Source organism: Bacillus sp. EB106-07-01-XG149, from assembly GCF_058791555.1.
The window spans coordinates 932,941-947,401 of the sequence record NZ_JBYTDP010000002.1; the positions used below are offsets into that span (position 1 = coordinate 932,941).

At 36.3% G+C, this 14,461-nt stretch carries 19 protein-coding genes, 1 pseudogene and 1 other annotated feature (1 of these 21 cut by a window edge); of the genes and pseudogenes, 10 read left to right on the forward strand and 10 right to left on the reverse strand.

The features are described 5' to 3' along the window. Positions 1 to 57, reverse strand: a binding site (T-box leader); it reaches 172 nt to the left of the window's first position. Positions 58 to 134: 77 nt separating this feature from the next. From AC3WTA_RS10945 to acsA, 6 genes are all read right to left on the reverse strand, one after another. Continuing rightward, on the reverse strand, positions 135 to 380 hold the full coding sequence (locus tag AC3WTA_RS10945; RefSeq protein WP_001293791.1) for a hypothetical protein: 246 nt from the start codon (positions 378 to 380) through the stop codon (positions 135 to 137). Then, entirely contained in the window at positions 361 to 906 is a 546-nt protein-coding gene (locus AC3WTA_RS10950) for an RNA polymerase sigma factor (protein ID WP_000057190.1), read from the reverse strand. The genes AC3WTA_RS10945 and AC3WTA_RS10950 overlap by 20 nt, the downstream gene beginning before the upstream one ends. Beyond that, positions 887 to 1,342 (reverse strand): hypothetical protein, encoded by a 456-nt coding sequence (locus AC3WTA_RS10955; RefSeq protein ID WP_000066432.1) that lies wholly within the window; start codon positions 1,340 to 1,342, stop codon positions 887 to 889. Before AC3WTA_RS10955 ends, AC3WTA_RS10950 begins: the two co-directional genes overlap by 20 nt. A 66-nt stretch (positions 1,343 to 1,408) precedes the next feature. Next, on the reverse strand, positions 1,409 to 1,966 hold the full coding sequence (locus AC3WTA_RS10960) for a maltose acetyltransferase domain-containing protein (RefSeq protein ID WP_078182799.1): 558 nt from the start codon (positions 1,964 to 1,966) through the stop codon (positions 1,409 to 1,411). Positions 1,967 to 2,045: 79 nt separating this feature from the next. Beyond that, positions 2,046 to 2,594 (reverse strand): GNAT family N-acetyltransferase, encoded by a 549-nt coding sequence (locus AC3WTA_RS10965; RefSeq protein ID WP_000701184.1) that lies wholly within the window; start codon positions 2,592 to 2,594, stop codon positions 2,046 to 2,048. Positions 2,595 to 2,660: 66 nt separating this feature from the next. Then, complete coding sequence (acsA, locus tag AC3WTA_RS10970) at positions 2,661 to 4,379, reverse strand: acetate--CoA ligase (protein ID WP_000862051.1); 1,719 nt, start codon at positions 4,377 to 4,379, stop codon at positions 2,661 to 2,663. Between the two features lie 176 nt (positions 4,380 to 4,555). Between acsA and acuA the strand changes: the two genes are divergently transcribed. The 4 genes from acuA (at position 4,556) to AC3WTA_RS10990 (ending at position 8,016) form a co-directional block, all read left to right on the forward strand. Continuing rightward, complete coding sequence (gene acuA, locus AC3WTA_RS10975; RefSeq protein ID WP_000581390.1) at positions 4,556 to 5,188, forward strand: acetoin utilization protein acetyltransferase AcuA; 633 nt, start codon at positions 4,556 to 4,558, stop codon at positions 5,186 to 5,188. An 18-nt stretch (positions 5,189 to 5,206) separates the two neighbouring features. Beyond that, entirely contained in the window at positions 5,207 to 5,851 is a 645-nt protein-coding gene (locus tag AC3WTA_RS10980) for an acetoin utilization AcuB family protein (protein ID WP_000634565.1), read from the forward strand. Further along, positions 5,848 to 7,014 (forward strand): acetoin utilization protein AcuC, encoded by a 1,167-nt coding sequence (gene acuC / locus AC3WTA_RS10985; protein ID WP_000092827.1) that lies wholly within the window; start codon positions 5,848 to 5,850, stop codon positions 7,012 to 7,014. Before AC3WTA_RS10980 ends, acuC begins: the two co-directional genes overlap by 4 nt. Positions 7,015 to 7,155: 141 nt before the next feature. Then, on the forward strand, positions 7,156 to 8,016 hold the full coding sequence (locus AC3WTA_RS10990) for an alpha/beta fold hydrolase (RefSeq protein ID WP_097860441.1): 861 nt from the start codon (positions 7,156 to 7,158) through the stop codon (positions 8,014 to 8,016). Positions 8,017 to 8,081: 65 nt separating this feature from the next. On the opposite strand, the gene AC3WTA_RS10995 is transcribed toward AC3WTA_RS10990, so the two are convergent. From AC3WTA_RS10995 to AC3WTA_RS11005, 3 genes are all read right to left on the reverse strand, one after another. After that, positions 8,082 to 8,330 carry a hypothetical protein gene (locus tag AC3WTA_RS10995; protein ID WP_002096278.1) on the reverse strand — a complete coding sequence of 83 codons (249 nt, stop codon included), beginning with the start codon at positions 8,328 to 8,330 and terminating at the stop codon, positions 8,082 to 8,084. A 113-nt stretch (positions 8,331 to 8,443) separates the two neighbouring features. Then, on the reverse strand, positions 8,444 to 9,133 hold the full coding sequence (locus AC3WTA_RS11000) for a response regulator transcription factor (protein ID WP_000821763.1): 690 nt from the start codon (positions 9,131 to 9,133) through the stop codon (positions 8,444 to 8,446). Position 9,134: 1 nt separating this feature from the next. After that, entirely contained in the window at positions 9,135 to 10,589 is a 1,455-nt protein-coding gene (locus AC3WTA_RS11005; protein WP_000023887.1) for a sensor histidine kinase, read from the reverse strand. 149 nt (positions 10,590 to 10,738) lie between these two features. Here AC3WTA_RS11005 and AC3WTA_RS11010 point away from each other — a divergent pair, with 149 nt between their 5' ends. The 3 genes from AC3WTA_RS11010 to mscL all read left to right on the forward strand — a co-directional run bounded on the left by AC3WTA_RS11010 (position 10,739) and on the right by mscL (position 13,009). Further along, positions 10,739 to 11,419 (forward strand): ankyrin repeat domain-containing protein, encoded by a 681-nt coding sequence (locus AC3WTA_RS11010; RefSeq protein ID WP_492332876.1) that lies wholly within the window; start codon positions 10,739 to 10,741, stop codon positions 11,417 to 11,419. Between the two features lie 136 nt (positions 11,420 to 11,555). Beyond that, entirely contained in the window at positions 11,556 to 12,482 is a 927-nt protein-coding gene (locus AC3WTA_RS11015) for a Gfo/Idh/MocA family protein (protein ID WP_492332877.1), read from the forward strand. Positions 12,483 to 12,610: 128 nt separating this feature from the next. Beyond that, a complete protein-coding gene (mscL, locus tag AC3WTA_RS11020) occupies positions 12,611 to 13,009 on the forward strand; it encodes a large-conductance mechanosensitive channel protein MscL (protein WP_000267008.1) in 399 nt (132 codons plus the stop codon). Between the two features lie 48 nt (positions 13,010 to 13,057). Here the strand turns inward: mscL and AC3WTA_RS11025 are convergent, their stop codons facing one another. Next, positions 13,058 to 13,330, reverse strand: coding sequence for a DUF3917 domain-containing protein (locus tag AC3WTA_RS11025; protein WP_000636592.1), 273 nt, complete (start codon positions 13,328 to 13,330; stop codon positions 13,058 to 13,060). Between the two features lie 148 nt (positions 13,331 to 13,478). Here AC3WTA_RS11025 and dhp61 point away from each other — a divergent pair. The 3 genes and pseudogenes from dhp61 to AC3WTA_RS11040 all read left to right on the forward strand — a co-directional run bounded on the left by dhp61 (position 13,479) and on the right by AC3WTA_RS11040 (position 14,438). After that, positions 13,479 to 13,758, forward strand: a pseudogene (gene dhp61, locus AC3WTA_RS11030) (protein Dhp61). Between the two features lie 79 nt (positions 13,759 to 13,837). After that, positions 13,838 to 14,074 (forward strand): DUF3949 domain-containing protein, encoded by a 237-nt coding sequence (locus AC3WTA_RS11035; protein WP_078182804.1) that lies wholly within the window; start codon positions 13,838 to 13,840, stop codon positions 14,072 to 14,074. A 1-nt stretch (position 14,075) separates the two neighbouring features. After that, a complete protein-coding gene (locus AC3WTA_RS11040) occupies positions 14,076 to 14,438 on the forward strand; it encodes a DUF4288 domain-containing protein (protein ID WP_117616436.1) in 363 nt (120 codons plus the stop codon). Positions 14,439 to 14,461: the final 23 nt, after the last annotated feature.

A 14,461-nucleotide genomic window follows, 5' to 3' on the forward strand; every position in this document is an offset into this window, starting at 1 on the left:
CCATCAGCTCTCTAAAACAGGGAAATGATCACTACTTCTCCCTTTCCACGCTCAATTATTCATATACTTTTCTTTATACCATCATTTATATAGGCGTGTCAAATAGAGGTCGGGTTTCTCTTCTTGCCAATCCTTTACAACGTCGCAAAGAGTATCGTAATAAGAGAAAGAAGTGGAACTCCAACTATTAACGATACATGAAACACAACAGATAAATCATTCCCAATCGTCGCCTCCACAGGATCTTTCGCTGGGGAACCAAGAAATCTGATTAATCGATCGAAGCGACTTACCTTTTTTGGAAAGCCCGGTATTTCTACATGGTCACTATCTAAATGCTGTTTTAATTTATATTCACTCTTAAAGGGATTTTCGCTCAATTTCATCCACCTCCAGCAATTGTTTCAATTTCTTTATCCCGTTATGAAGTCTCGACTTCACTGTTCCAATCGGAATGTTTAATATCTCAGCAATCTCTTTTTGCTGCATATCATGATAATAAGAAAGAATAAGGACAGCTCGCTGTTCTTCCGGAACTTTCAAAATCGCTTCTCTTACTGTGAGTCGATCTTCGTGAGAAAATTCCTTTTCCTGAATCGGCACTAAAAATGGCAAAAGCGTACGCCACTTTTTTCTTCTATTTAATTTATTAATCATAAGACGATAACCAATTTGAAATAAATACGTTTTTATTTTACCTTTTTCAGGTTCATACATATGTTTCTTACGCTCTAACGTCAAAAACGTATCTTGCACAAGGTCGATACTTAATTGTTCATCTCGGTTAAATCGATACAAAAATGTGTATAGCGCTGGTTTGATTAAAACATATAGTTTTTCTCCCGCCTGTTTATCTCCACTTTGATACGCAAGCATGAGTTCCTCCTCAATCCCAATCTGCGCCATGATTTTTGATCTCCTTTATTCCTTTTAGCGTTAATGAAATACGGGAAATTAAATATGCAATTGCAATGAAAACCCACAATTGTGATTGATTTGTAAAAAATTGAACATATGGGTTTTGAATCGTAAATCCCATTGCAACTAAAATATTTAACGCTTGCACACATATACATGCATACAACGCAAGGCAGACAGAAATCGTATCAAATACATTCCAACGAAAATACACTTTTGTTTTTGTAAAATCAATTTTATATCCATTTTTCCGTACTATATGTTTTCTATCAAACGGAATAATGATTGAAAACATAACACTCATTATAACTCCAGCTGTAAGCATTGATACTCTATATCCAATTGGTATCGGTAAGAAAAGACCACAAGAAAATACGACTATAATTCCAAGTAAAGCAAAAGCAAGAAGTAATTTATTAGACATAAAAAAGCCTCCCTCATCTATTCTTTCATAAATGTATACAGACGAGGAAGGCACTTCGTTCAAATATTATTTTATTTTTTTAATAATCTTTGCAGGATTCCCGCCAACTACTACATTGTCCGGTACATCTTTCGTTACAACGGCGCCAGATGCGATCACCGCATTGTCTCCAATTGTTACACCTGGATTAATAATCGCTCTTCCGCCAATCCATACGTTATCGCCAATTGTAACTGGCTTTCCATATTCTGATCCGCTTATGCGCTCTACTGGATCAAGCGGATGTGTTGCTGTATAAATGTGAACACCTGGAGCTAACATACAGTTCACTCCGATTGTTACTGGACATACATCTAAAATTGTACAGTCAAAGTTCGCGTAAAAATTTTCGCCCACGTGAATGTTATAGCCGTAATCACACCTGAAAGAAGATTCAAGATGAATGTTATCTCCAGTCGTTCCGAATAGTTCTTTTACGATTTCGCTACGCTCTTTTAATTGTACTTCTGGTGTTTCATTTAATTTTCTCGTTAATATACGAGCCTGCTCCCTCTCTTGTACTAAAACTGGATCAGCCGGTATGTACATTTCCCCATGTATCATCTTTTCTTTTTCTGTTTTCATTTCTTTCTCCCCTTTAACTCGTATGTATAAGTTTTGCTTTTATTTTACATCAATAAATATTTTTTTCAATCATAACCTTTTATGCAAGCCAGTCCTTTTTTAATAGTACATAATGGTTTTCCAAAAATATTTTATCGTATTTAGGAAATGAGCGTTTCACTTGTTTCCCTAATTTAAATCCGATTTTCTCCATAGACCTGCATGAATTTATATTATTATCCCAAGCCTGCGCATGAACTTCATCCACTTCTAAAGTTAAAAAGATATAATTATATATTAAATTTCTTGCTTCTCGATTGACACCTGTACGCCAAAATTTACGTGCAATCCGCTGAGCCTCTGAACTTACAATTAACTTTTTATTTTTATTCATCGTTGGTATAGAGATCCAATATGTCCCTATCATTTCCTTTGATTGTTTCATTATAATTGACCATGCCATAATATCCTTCAAACCTTTATAAGTGTGTAACAGCTCTTTAATCTCATTACTATCTTTCGGGATTGTATTCCCCGTCCAATGATGCATATCAGGATCTTTCATTATCTCATACCACTCGATGTAATCTTTTTCAGGTTCTACAGAACGTAAATACACGTTGTCTCCTTCTAAAATTGGTATCTTCATCTACCTTATCTCCTTTATTATTTACAAAAAAAGGTCTGAACGTTGTTTCGTTCAGACCCTTCTCTCTTAATCTTCCATCGTTGATAAGTCACCTGTTGGTAAGTTTAACTCCCACGCTTTTAATACGCGGCGCATAATTTTACCACTTCTCGTTTTCGGTAATTTATCTCTAAATTCAATTTGTCTTGGCGCTGCATGAGCTGCTAGGCCTTTCTTTACAAATTGACGAATTTCTTCTTTTAATTCATCAGATGGTTCGTATCCTGCTCGAAGCGCGATAAATGCTTTAATGATTTCGCCGCGCACCGGATCAGGAATACCAATTACCCCAGCTTCTGCAACAGCAGCATGCTCGATTAATTTGCTTTCTACTTCAAACGGACCAACGCGCTCACCTGACGTCATAATAACATCGTCAATACGTCCTTGGAACCAGAAGTATCCATCCTCGTCCATATAGGCAGAGTCACCTGATACGTACCAATCTCCCGGCATAAAGTAAGACTCATATTTTTGCTTGTTATTCCAAATCCCGCGCATCATAGCTGGCCAACCTTTACCAATTGCTAAGTTGCCCATTGTGTATGGAGGCACTTCATTTCCTTCATTATCAACAATCGCTGCTTTCACACCTGGAATTGGTTTACCCATTGAACCTGGACGGATTTCCATACAAGGATAGTTACAAATAACTTGTCCACCTGTTTCTGTCATCCACCACGTATCATGAATACGAAGTCCAAATGCATTCATACCCCAGCGAATTACTTCTGGATTTAACGGTTCACCAACGCTTAATACGTGACGAACTTGTGATAAATCATATTTTTTAATTGCGTCTTGTCCAGCTCCCATTAACATACGGAATGCTGTTGGCGCGCTGTACCAAACTGTTACACCGTAATCTTGCAGTGCTTCATACCACGCTTCTGGACTAAAGCGGCCACCTAAAATAACATTTGATGCTCCGACTAACCACGGCGCGAAAATACCGTAAGCCGTTCCTGTTACCCAGCCTGGGTCAGCTGTGCACCAATATACATCGTCCTCTTTTAAATCTAATACCCACTTCGCCGTTTGATAGTGCTGCACCATTGCGTTTTGCGCATGTAGCACACCTTTTGGCTTCCCAGTAGAACCAGATGTGTAATGTAGAATTAAACCGTCTTCACGGCCTAGCCATTCAATATGTAATTCTTTTGAAGCTTGTTCAAATAAAGGATTGAACGCTACCGTTTTACCGCCTTCTTCTACATTATCTCCAACAAGGAATACTGTTTTTAAAGCAGGTAAATCATTTAATGGTACTCGCTCTAACAATTCAGGTGTTGTAATTAACACTTTTGCTTCGCTATCTTCTAAACGATCGCGAACTGCGCCTTCCATAAATGCTTCAAATAGCGGACCAACGATTGCTCCCAATTTCACTGCACCTAAAAGTGCAAAATATAACTCTGGGGAACGCGGCATAAAAATAAAAACGCGATCGCCTTTTTCTACATCGCCATAATTTTTCAGGACGTTTCCTGCTTTATTAGAAAAATCCTTCATTTCCTTAAATGTATATTTCTCTTTTCGCGATCCATCTTGATAATAAAGGGCTACTTTATTCTTTCGATCGGATTTCGCATGCTTATCAATTGCCTCATACGCCATATTTACTCGACCTGTTTCATTCCAAGTAAAATTTTTATTAACCTCTTCCCAGTTAAAATTCGCGTATGCCTCATCATAATTCGGCAAATTATTTTCTCCTTTAATGACAGGAAGCGTTTCTACTTTCATACTTTACATCCCCCTCCTATGTATTCTATTATCTATTATAATGATATTATTTAAAATTTTCAGTATATTTGTTGATTTTTAGACAAATTTTTAATGACAAAATTCGATTCACATCGCATATATTATAAAGTACGATATTAATAGATTCACAAACCCTCAAGGTGGTGAGCAATACATTGATCCATAAAAAAATATACAATGCCAGAAACTTAAAAACAGCGAAAGGCACTTTAATTATTGAAGGTCCTGTCTCTACACATAACTTAGAAATGTATGAATTTCATCCAGACTTAATTGCGTTTCGTCCTGCCGAGCAGCAATATAAAGCAATTGTCGAAATTTCTAAATTACCAGAAGCTCGTCTCATTATTGCTAGACATGACCGAACGATCGTTGGATATGTTACATACTTGTATCCTGATCCACTCGAACGATGGTCAGAAGGAAAGATTGAAAACTTAATTGAACTCGGGGCAATTGAAGTTGTCCCCACCTTCCGCGGTTGCTCTGTCGGAAAGAACTTATTAGAAGTTTCAATGATGGACGATCATATGGAAGATTACATTATATTGACGACTGAATATTATTGGCACTGGGATTTAAAACAAACAGGCTTAAATGTTTGGGAATATCGAAAAGTAATGGAAAAGATGATGAATGCTGGTGGCTTACAATGGATGGCTACAGATGATCCTGAAATTTGCTCGCATCCCGCTAACTGTTTAATGGTCCGCATCGGTAAACGCGTTGATACGGAGTCTATTCAAGCATTTGATCGTCTACGTTTTCACAATCGTTTTATGTACTAAATAAAGGGGGCAACTGGAATGATTGTAGAAGAAATTATGAATCAAGATGTGGTGACACTACACCCAAACGATACAATCGAAACAGCAATCCGAACGATACGCACGAAAGGCATTCGGCACATTCCAATTGTCGATCAAAATAATCATGTGGTAGGCATTATTTCTGATCGGGATGTAAGAGATGCAAGTCCATCAATTCTTGATGAACAAGTTCCACTCGCTATGCTGAAACAACCGCTCGACCTTATTATGAAACAACCTGTTATGACTTGCCATCCTCTCGATTTCGTTGAAGAAATTGCTACTTTATTTTTTGAAAATAAAATTGGCTGTCTCCCTGTTACAAAGGCTGGCAAGCTAGTTGGAATCATTTCTGAATCTACTGTACTGCACACGTTAGTGAAATTAACAGGAGCACATCAACCAAGTTCACAAATTGAAATTCAAGTAAAAAACGAACCTGGTATTCTTGGAAAAGTCGTTGCTATTTTTAGTGATTTGCAAATAAATATCGTGAGCGTTCTCGTCTACCCAGCAAAAGATGAGAATGATAAAGTACTCGTTTTCCGCATTCAAACGATGAATCCGCTAAAAGTGATTGATGCACTTGAAGCAGAAGGCTACCGCGTATTATGGCCGAACATTATGGGGATGCAAGCATGAGTAGCGCGTTTATTTATTCGGATGATTTTCGGGGCTATTCGTTTAGCCCTGATCATCCTTTTAACCAACTTCGCGTCACACTTACGTATGACTTATTACAAAAGGGTGGTTTCATCTCTCCTTCCCAAATCATCTCACCAAGGATGGCTACAGATGAAGAGATCGCCTACGTTCATACAGAGGAGTACATAAATGCGGTAAAACGTGCTGGAGAAGGTAAGTTAGAAAAATCAATTGCGATGACATATGGACTCGGTACAGAAGATACACCGATGTTTCCAAATATGCACGAGGCAAGTGCATTACTTGTTGGTGGAACATTAACAGCTGTCGATGCTGTTCTTTCCGGGAAAGTAAAACATGCACTTAATTTAGGCGGTGGCTTACATCATGGCTTCCGCGGCAAGGCATCTGGCTTTTGTATTTATAACGATAGTTCCATCGCAATGAAATATATACAGAAAAAATACGGTTTACGTGTTTTATATATTGATACAGATGCTCATCACGGTGATGGTGTACAGTGGTCTTTTTACGACGATCCTAACGTATGCACCATTTCACTACATGAAACTGGGCGTTATTTATTCCCTGGAACTGGCGCTGTAAATGAGCGCGGACAAGGTAATGGCTATAGTTATTCTTTTAACGTTCCACTGGATGCCTTTACAGAAGACGAATCGTTTTTAAATTCATATCGTACTGTCGTAAAAGAAGTTGCCGCATACTTTAAACCGGATATTATTTTAACGCAAAACGGCGCTGATGCACATTATTACGACCCACTTACACACCTTTGCGCAACGATGAATATTTACCGTGAAATACCGAAGCTCGCTCGCGAAATCGCTAATGAATATTGCGAAGGTCGCTGGATCGCTGTCGGCGGTGGTGGCTATGACCACTGGCGCGTCGTCCCAAGAGCTTGGGCACTTATTTGGCTCGAAATGAACAACATCCAAAACATCTCAGGTTATCTCCCTCCAGAATGGATTGACGCTTGGAAAGGACAAGCTGAAACAGAACTTCCCCTCACATGGGAAGATCCAGACAACATGTATAAACCGATCCCCCGTAAACCAGAAATTGAAGAAAAGAATGCATTAACTGTAGCGAAATCCCTTGAAATTATTCGGAATAATATGACAAAATCTTTGTACTAAACGAAAAGGAGGCTCGTTTTTTAATGGCCTCCTTTTATTTATTGACGACTTTTGTCGGTAAGTCGATATATTTTTAGATTCGCTGATATATTCTAATAATCGCCGATATATTTTATTTAAGAATTAGCCGGTCCAATTTTTATAAGAAAAGGTCGTGATATTATGTGGACACAACAAATAATCAACACGAAACGTGGCACATTTGAACTTTTTACAAAAGGAAATGGCGAACCGCTTTGCATTACACATCACTATTCACAATTTAATGAAACTGGTGATTACTTTGCAGATGTTTTCACTTCTACGCATCGTGTATTCCTCATTAATTTAAGAGATGCTGGTAACTCAGCAAAAGCCAATTCAGCAAAAGAATTAAGTATGATTGAAACAGTTCACGACTTAGAAGCAATACGAGAAGCTTTACAACTCCCAACATGGCATTTCGCCGGTCATTCAACAGGTGGTATGCTTGGACTTTTATATGCAATTACATATCCAAATTCCTTACAATCATTAGTCGTGGCCGGAGCTGCAGCAAGTAATTATACCGAAACACCATTTTGCATTTATCACCCAGCACATCCTCAGTTTCATTATATGCAACAGCTCGTCGAAAACTTAAAAAGCCCTCACCTTACAAGTGAAGAACGGAAAGAACTATCTACTAAGAGGACAAAATTATCATTGTATAAACCTGAAAACTACAACTCTTATTTTTGTAAACCAATCAAAAAAACAATGTCTGCTAGCCGGATGAACGCTTTCTCTCACGAATATCCTTCATTTGATTTAAGAAAGTACTTACCTTCTATCAACATAAAAACGCTAATTATTTGCGGAAGACACGATGTACAGTGCCCGATCCAATATTCTATCGAGATGCATGAGGGTATACGTAATTCTATCTTTGTGACATTTGAGGAGAGTAACCATTATCCTTTTTTAGAAGAATCTGCTCAGTTTACTTCTACTACTCAAACATTTTATAAATCGTTACACTAGTACCGCTATTATTAAGGAAAGCTCACAGTCTCTATAAGACTATGAGCTTTTTTAAAAGAAATATTTCACACTAGAAACAACAAGAAGAACAAAAAAATCATTAAACCTACATCAAGTAATACTGCCTTTTGATCTCCTTCTTTTAAACTTATCATAAAACTAGAAATTATTTTAATTCCAAAAAAGAACATCATAAATAACCCACCGAAATGATCATTCGTAGAATCTTCATCATAAAACATTTGTATTGCACCAATAATTAATAAAATAAGTACGATATTCGTTCCAATCTTTAAAGCCTTGTTATGTAGCACGCCCTCTCATGCTCTCCTGTGTTTTATCTCTCTTTATATTTTAACATAAATTACCTATTATTCCCTTTTCGTTCAAATAACATAAAAAACCTGCCCATTACTCGGCAGGTACATTACACGTTAAAGCGATAACCAGCTCCCCATACTGTTTCAATATATTGCGGGTGGGCGGGATCTCTTTCAATTTTTTCACGTAGCTTTCTAATGTGAACAACGACAGTGGCTAAATCGCCAGCTGAGTCTAGTCCCCAAATACGTTCAAATAACTGTTCTTTATTTAATACTTGGTTTGGATGCGTTACAAAGAATGTTAATAAATCAAATTCCTTCGTTGTAAACGCGATTTCTTCATTGTTTATACAAACTTTTCTCGCTCGCTGGTCAATAGAAATTCCGTGAATGTATAGCGTATCGCGTTGCTTACTCACATTTCCTGATAATCTTTCATAACGAGAAATATGAGCTTTTACCCTTGCGACTAATTCACTCGGGCTAAACGGTTTCGTTATATAATCATCTGCTCCTAAACCGAGTCCGCGAATTTTATCTATATCTTCCTTCTTTGCTGAAACAAGTAAAATCGGAATATCTTTTATAGCTCGAATTTGCTTACAAATTTCAAATCCATTCATTTTTGGAAGCATAATATCTAAAATAATTAAATCGTAGTCTTCCTGAAGAGCCATTTGTAGACCTATTTCTCCTGAATGCTCTACATCGACTTGAAAATCACTAATTTCTAAATAATCTCGCTGTAATTCTGCAATACTTATTTCATCTTCTACTAGTAAAATTCTCTTCATTCTACTCACCACATTCCTGTACTTTTTTCAATGAGAAGAAAATACTTGTACCTTCCCCAAGCTTACTTTCCGCCCAAATTTCTCCGCCATGTTCTTCAACAATTTGCTTCGCTATCGCTAAGCCAAGTCCACTTCCACCTGTGCTAGAATTTCGCGATTGCTCTGCACGATAAAACCGCTCAAATATATACGGCAGCGTATCAGCTTCTATACCTGATCCATTGTCCACCACTTTTACAATGACTGTATTGTTATCACTTAATACTGTTACAGTAATTTTCTTCGCTTCTTTATCCATGTATTTCACACTATTATGAATTAAATTTGATATCACTCTATTTATCTTTTCGCAATCGGCCGTTACATATAGTGGTGATGAATGTAATTGTAAATAAACTTCTATACCTTCCTCACTTAAATCCATCTGCATCTCTTCTAATAATTCTTGCATAAACATGTTTAATTCTATCGTTTCAAACTGAAAAGGAACTCGATTCAAATCAAGCTTCGAAAACAAAAAGAGCTCATCAATGAGTGTATCCATATGCTTCGCCTTCGTATGAATGGTCGTTAAATACTTATCCATTTTTTTTGGCGTATTTGCGACCCCGTCTTTTATGCCTTCTACATATCCGATAATAGATGTAATCGGTGTTTTTAAATCATGAGATATGTTTGAAATGAGCTCTTTTCGATTTTCTTCATACTGCGTTTGTACTTCAATCGACTCTTTTAATCTCTTCCTCATTTCCTCAAATCCTTGATTTAATTGCCCAATCTCATCATGGGATGTAACTGGAATTTGAAAATCTAAATCCCCTTCTTTAATTCTCCCAGTCGCATCTTTCAGTACAAAAATTGGTTTTATCACACTTCTTGAGACGAAATAACTTAATAGCCCTATGAGTAAAATGGCTAACAGTAAAAGCGCTCCGAACAAAATCGGAAATAACTTTTGTGTAAGATCGACAAATGAACTTTGCCTTTTTAGTACAAATATACTCCCTTCTTCATCTCCAGGAAAATAAAAATCAAATTTTACATACCGATAAAATGTATCGCCTAGTTCCGTTGTACCACGACTATTAATATTTGCTGATTCAAATTTTGGAAGGGCTTCTTTTAAAGATACACTTTCAAATATTTTTGTAGCATAAGAAATGGTTTCTCCCTTTCTTACAACTATTTTCACACCTTCTTTTTCAAGTGTTGAAACGAACGATTCATCTAATAGTTGAGATTGATTTTTCTTTGCCGCTAATTTCAATTCAATATACGTATTCTCTTCTTCTGGCGTAAGCGGCTTTTGAATATAGGAACTTTTATAGAAATTTTTCACTGATTCCAAGTCTCCTGTTATGGAAAAAACAATTAAAAATCCCGCGACTAATATGAGCGTAATGGAAACGAGAATAACAGCAATATAAGAGAATAAAAATCTTGTTTTAATAGACATATTTTACATCCTCACTTTACCAAACCTTATTACTCATAAGCATAAAAATATATGTTCAAATACTCAAGCGATTTTATAGTAATTTTAGCGTCAGTTTATAAAAATTTAATGTTCTTATTTTACAGTTGAAATGAGGAGGTTGAAATTCCATGTTCAAAAAAACATTAAGCATGATCTGTTACGTAATTTTTTTGCAAGGTTGCTCGCAAGAACAAGGAGTTAAAAAGGAGATGACAAACATGGAGACAGCGCTACTAGCAGCTACTGAAAAACAAGAAACGAATACCGTTATATCGTTACTCAAAAAAGGGGCTGACATAAATATAACAGACAATAAAGGACGTACCCCTCTTATGATTGCTACATACAAAAATGATGTGAAAACCGCAAAAGCGCTTATTGAAGCAGGTGCTAACGTAAATATCCAAGATGATATGAAAAACAATCCCTTTCTATACGCCGGTGCAGAAGGTTACTTCGATATTTTAAAACTAACAATTGATGCCAGTGCAGATCCATCGCTTACAAATCGTTACGGCGGAACAGCTCTTATCCCCGCCTCAGAACATGGCTATATTGATGTTATTAAAGAACTCCTTACGCGAACAACTATTGATGTTAACCATGTAAATAATCTCGGGTGGACCGCTTTAATGGAAGCCATCGTATTAAGTAACGGAAACGAAACACAGCAACAAGTCATTCAGCTTCTTATTGAACACGGTGCAGATGTAAATATTCCAGACAACGATGGTGTTACCCCGTTAGAGCACGCTCGCGCTCATAACTTTGAAGAGATAGAGAAGATTTTGTTAGCGACAAATAAATAAAAGCTCATTTCCTATAAAAAACGTATCATTTTCAAATCTATTTTTTGCCATTCTCCCCAGTCTATGCTACAGTTATTTCGTCACATAGCTATACAGCTAGACAACTTATATATTTATAATAGGGTGGGAAAAACACATGAGCAAACCTCGTATTGGAATGATTGGATTAGGTAGTATTGCACAAAAGGCTTACCTTCCAACACTCACAAAGGAAACTGATTGGACTTTTTTGGGAGCGTTTACACCTAATGTTAATAAAAGAAAACAAATTTGCGAGCAATACCGGATTCAAGACTTCCATTCTATTGAAACGTTAGCTTCAGAATGTGATGCAATCTTCGTCCATAGTTCAACTGCTACACATTATGAAATCGTTTCTGAACTTCTACAAAAAGGAATCGACGTTTATGTTGATAAGCCGCTAGCTGCTACTACTGAGCAAGCAGAGAAGCTAGTTGAAATGAGTGAAAAGTATAATCGAAGGTTAATGGTCGGATTTAATCGCCGTTTCGTTCCTATGTACGTTACTGCCAAAGAGCAAGCTAATGATACTTCATGGATTCGAATTGAAAAGCACCGCACAAATAAGGTGGGGCCATATACGTATGACTTTACTATGTTAGATGATTACTTACATATTGTAGATACTGCTCGCTGGTTAGCTAACGATGACCTTAACATCGTTCATAATATGATGCAAATCAATGAAAAGAACGAACTTCTTTACGGACATCATACATATACAACGCCAAGTGGACTGTTACTTTCTACCGCGATGCACCGCCATGCAGGTACAAATTTAGAACAAATTGAACTTGTAACGACAGGTAAAATCATTCGCGTAAAAAATATGAACACATTTGAAGTTGAGCAGGAAAATGCAGTTTCTCAGATTGGTTCACCATCATGGGATACAACGTTAAAACAACGTGGTTTTGAAGATGCAGTTCATCATTTTATCGAATGTGTACACGGCGATACAAAGCCTGTTGTAGATGGATTAGAAGGATTAAAAACGCAGCAACTGTTGCAATCTCTACTGAACGATCTAAACAAAAATTAAAACGGATACATTTTTCAGAATTTACTTTCATTCCCATTTCCCCTTTATTTCTATCGCAAATTTCTATAGAATATGTTGATAGGAATTATAAATTTCATAATGAATCGTGGAAAGGATGGGATTAACACATGTGGAACGAGTTTAAAAAATTCGCATTCAAAGGGAATGTAATCGATTTGGCTGTCGGGGTTGTAATCGGGGCTGCATTCGGTAAAATCGTTAGTTCTTTAGTAAAAGATATTATCACACCATTACTTGGTATGGTATTAGGTGGCGTTAACTTTACAGATTTAAAAATTACATTTGGTAAATCATCCATTATGTATGGTAACTTTATCCAAACTATTTTTGATTTCTTAATTATTGCAGCTGCTATCTTTATGTTCGTTAAAGTGTTCAACAAACTAACATCTAAAAGAGAAGAAGAAAAAGTGGAAGAAATTCCAGAACCAACAAAAGAAGAAGAACTTCTTGGCGAAATTCGCGACTTATTAAAACAACAAAATTCTTCTAAAGATAGAGCATAATTGAACGGATAAAAAGGCATGCCCCTCGGGACATGCCTTTTCTATATGCTATAACGTTTCCGAATTCATATGAATAAATAAAATAATACCTGCAACCATAAGTACCATAATACTACCTGCAAATAGTGTAATACCCATGAACATTAAACTTGTGCTCATGTCCACTGATACACTTTCAATAAAAATAGAAATTACATAAGTGATAAGGGCAATTCCTGCAAGAATACTTCCTGGAACAAATCGCTTTAAGCCATTTTGTTTTAACGTCATATATGCAAAAATAGCAGTCATACAAAGCGTAATTATCCAAAGAACGATCATCTCTTCTCCCCCCTCACAAGCCTTTTCTTTCTATTATACATGACATTGCCCTATAATAGTTAAATTTGCACTTATGTGACATATAACAAGGAACAATACCATTTTGTAGCGAAGTCACCAATAGGACGCATACTTAGGAGGATTTCAATTGAAAGATGATATTGTAGGATATTTTAAACAAGTAGAGCGATTCGATTATATTACAATCGACTTAGACAAAAAGCTTTTTTATATCGAAGTTGTACAATTAGAAACAAATATCACTTAACTTAGACAAGGATGAAACTATTATTGCTGGCAATGTAAAACAATATGAACCTTCTCGGTTAGAACATTTAATACAAAGCTTTAAGCGCACTGCACAAGCATGCCTTGAACATAATTTACAGAGTCCTGAAGAACTTTTTGCATTTTGGAAAGGAAATTGACCACTTTAAAAATGGATATCATTCATATAAATTGATATAATTACCATATACAACTATTCTTTACAAGGGAGTGTTCATAATGATTTGGATTTCACTAATCGTATTAGCCTATTTCATCATTCTCGTCCCAATACAGTATAACTATATTAAAATGCTCAAGACAAAACAGAAAAAAATGAACGTGTCACAAAACGAACTATATGACAACATGTCTTATGAAGAATCCCAAATACATTATCATTATCAAAGTAACGTATTTACAATACCTGCTTCGCTTGTCGCAAGTATTATTTATAAGGTGAAACATGCAGCATAATATGTACGCTGTAAAATTATTATTTGAATCTGTTCATTCTGGTGAGCCTGATCCTACGAAAATGGATGAGTATTATGAAGAGAATCACGATACACTTTTTGAAGAAAGTATTATTCTTGTTAAAGCAAACAGTTTAGAAGAAGCACATAAACTAGGTGAAAAAATAGCTATACAATCTAAAGATACGTACAATAATATGTACGATGAGCAAGTGACATGGACGTTTCGAAAAGTGTTGCATGTGTTTGAATTAGACGATACACCATTTGAAACTGGAAAAGAACTATACGCAAGGTTTTTACACGTTAAAAAAAATGAAACGGTAGATACAGTAATTAAAACATACTATCCTGAATACGAATAAAAGCTCACAGCAATCGCTGTGAG

Coding starts and splice junctions, on each gene's coding strand:
- AC3WTA_RS10980 (WP_000634565.1), top strand. CDS start 5,207: ATGATTGTAGAAGAAATTATGAATCAAGATGTGGTGACACTACACCCA.
- AC3WTA_RS11000 (WP_000821763.1), bottom strand. CDS start 9,133: ATGAAGAGAATTTTACTAGTAGAAGATGAAATAAGTATTGCAGAATTA.
- acuC (WP_000092827.1), top strand. CDS start 5,848: ATGAGTAGCGCGTTTATTTATTCGGATGATTTTCGGGGCTATTCGTTT.
- AC3WTA_RS10955 (WP_000066432.1), bottom strand. CDS start 1,342: ATGTCTAATAAATTACTTCTTGCTTTTGCTTTACTTGGAATTATAGTC.
- AC3WTA_RS11015 (WP_492332877.1), top strand. CDS start 11,556: ATGAGCAAACCTCGTATTGGAATGATTGGATTAGGTAGTATTGCACAA.
- mscL (WP_000267008.1), top strand. CDS start 12,611: ATGTGGAACGAGTTTAAAAAATTCGCATTCAAAGGGAATGTAATCGAT.
- AC3WTA_RS11010 (WP_492332876.1), top strand. CDS start 10,739: ATGTTCAAAAAAACATTAAGCATGATCTGTTACGTAATTTTTTTGCAA.
- acsA (WP_000862051.1), bottom strand. CDS start 4,379: ATGAAAGTAGAAACGCTTCCTGTCATTAAAGGAGAAAATAATTTGCCG.
- AC3WTA_RS10950 (WP_000057190.1), bottom strand. CDS start 906: ATGGCGCAGATTGGGATTGAGGAGGAACTCATGCTTGCGTATCAAAGT.
- AC3WTA_RS11025 (WP_000636592.1), bottom strand. CDS start 13,330: ATGATCGTTCTTTGGATAATTACGCTTTGTATGACTGCTATTTTTGCA.
- AC3WTA_RS11040 (WP_117616436.1), top strand. CDS start 14,076: ATGTACGCTGTAAAATTATTATTTGAATCTGTTCATTCTGGTGAGCCT.
- AC3WTA_RS11035 (WP_078182804.1), top strand. CDS start 13,838: ATGATTTGGATTTCACTAATCGTATTAGCCTATTTCATCATTCTCGTC.
- AC3WTA_RS10960 (WP_078182799.1), bottom strand. CDS start 1,966: ATGAAAACAGAAAAAGAAAAGATGATACATGGGGAAATGTACATACCG.
- AC3WTA_RS10965 (WP_000701184.1), bottom strand. CDS start 2,594: ATGAAGATACCAATTTTAGAAGGAGACAACGTGTATTTACGTTCTGTA.
- AC3WTA_RS11005 (WP_000023887.1), bottom strand. CDS start 10,589: ATGTCTATTAAAACAAGATTTTTATTCTCTTATATTGCTGTTATTCTC.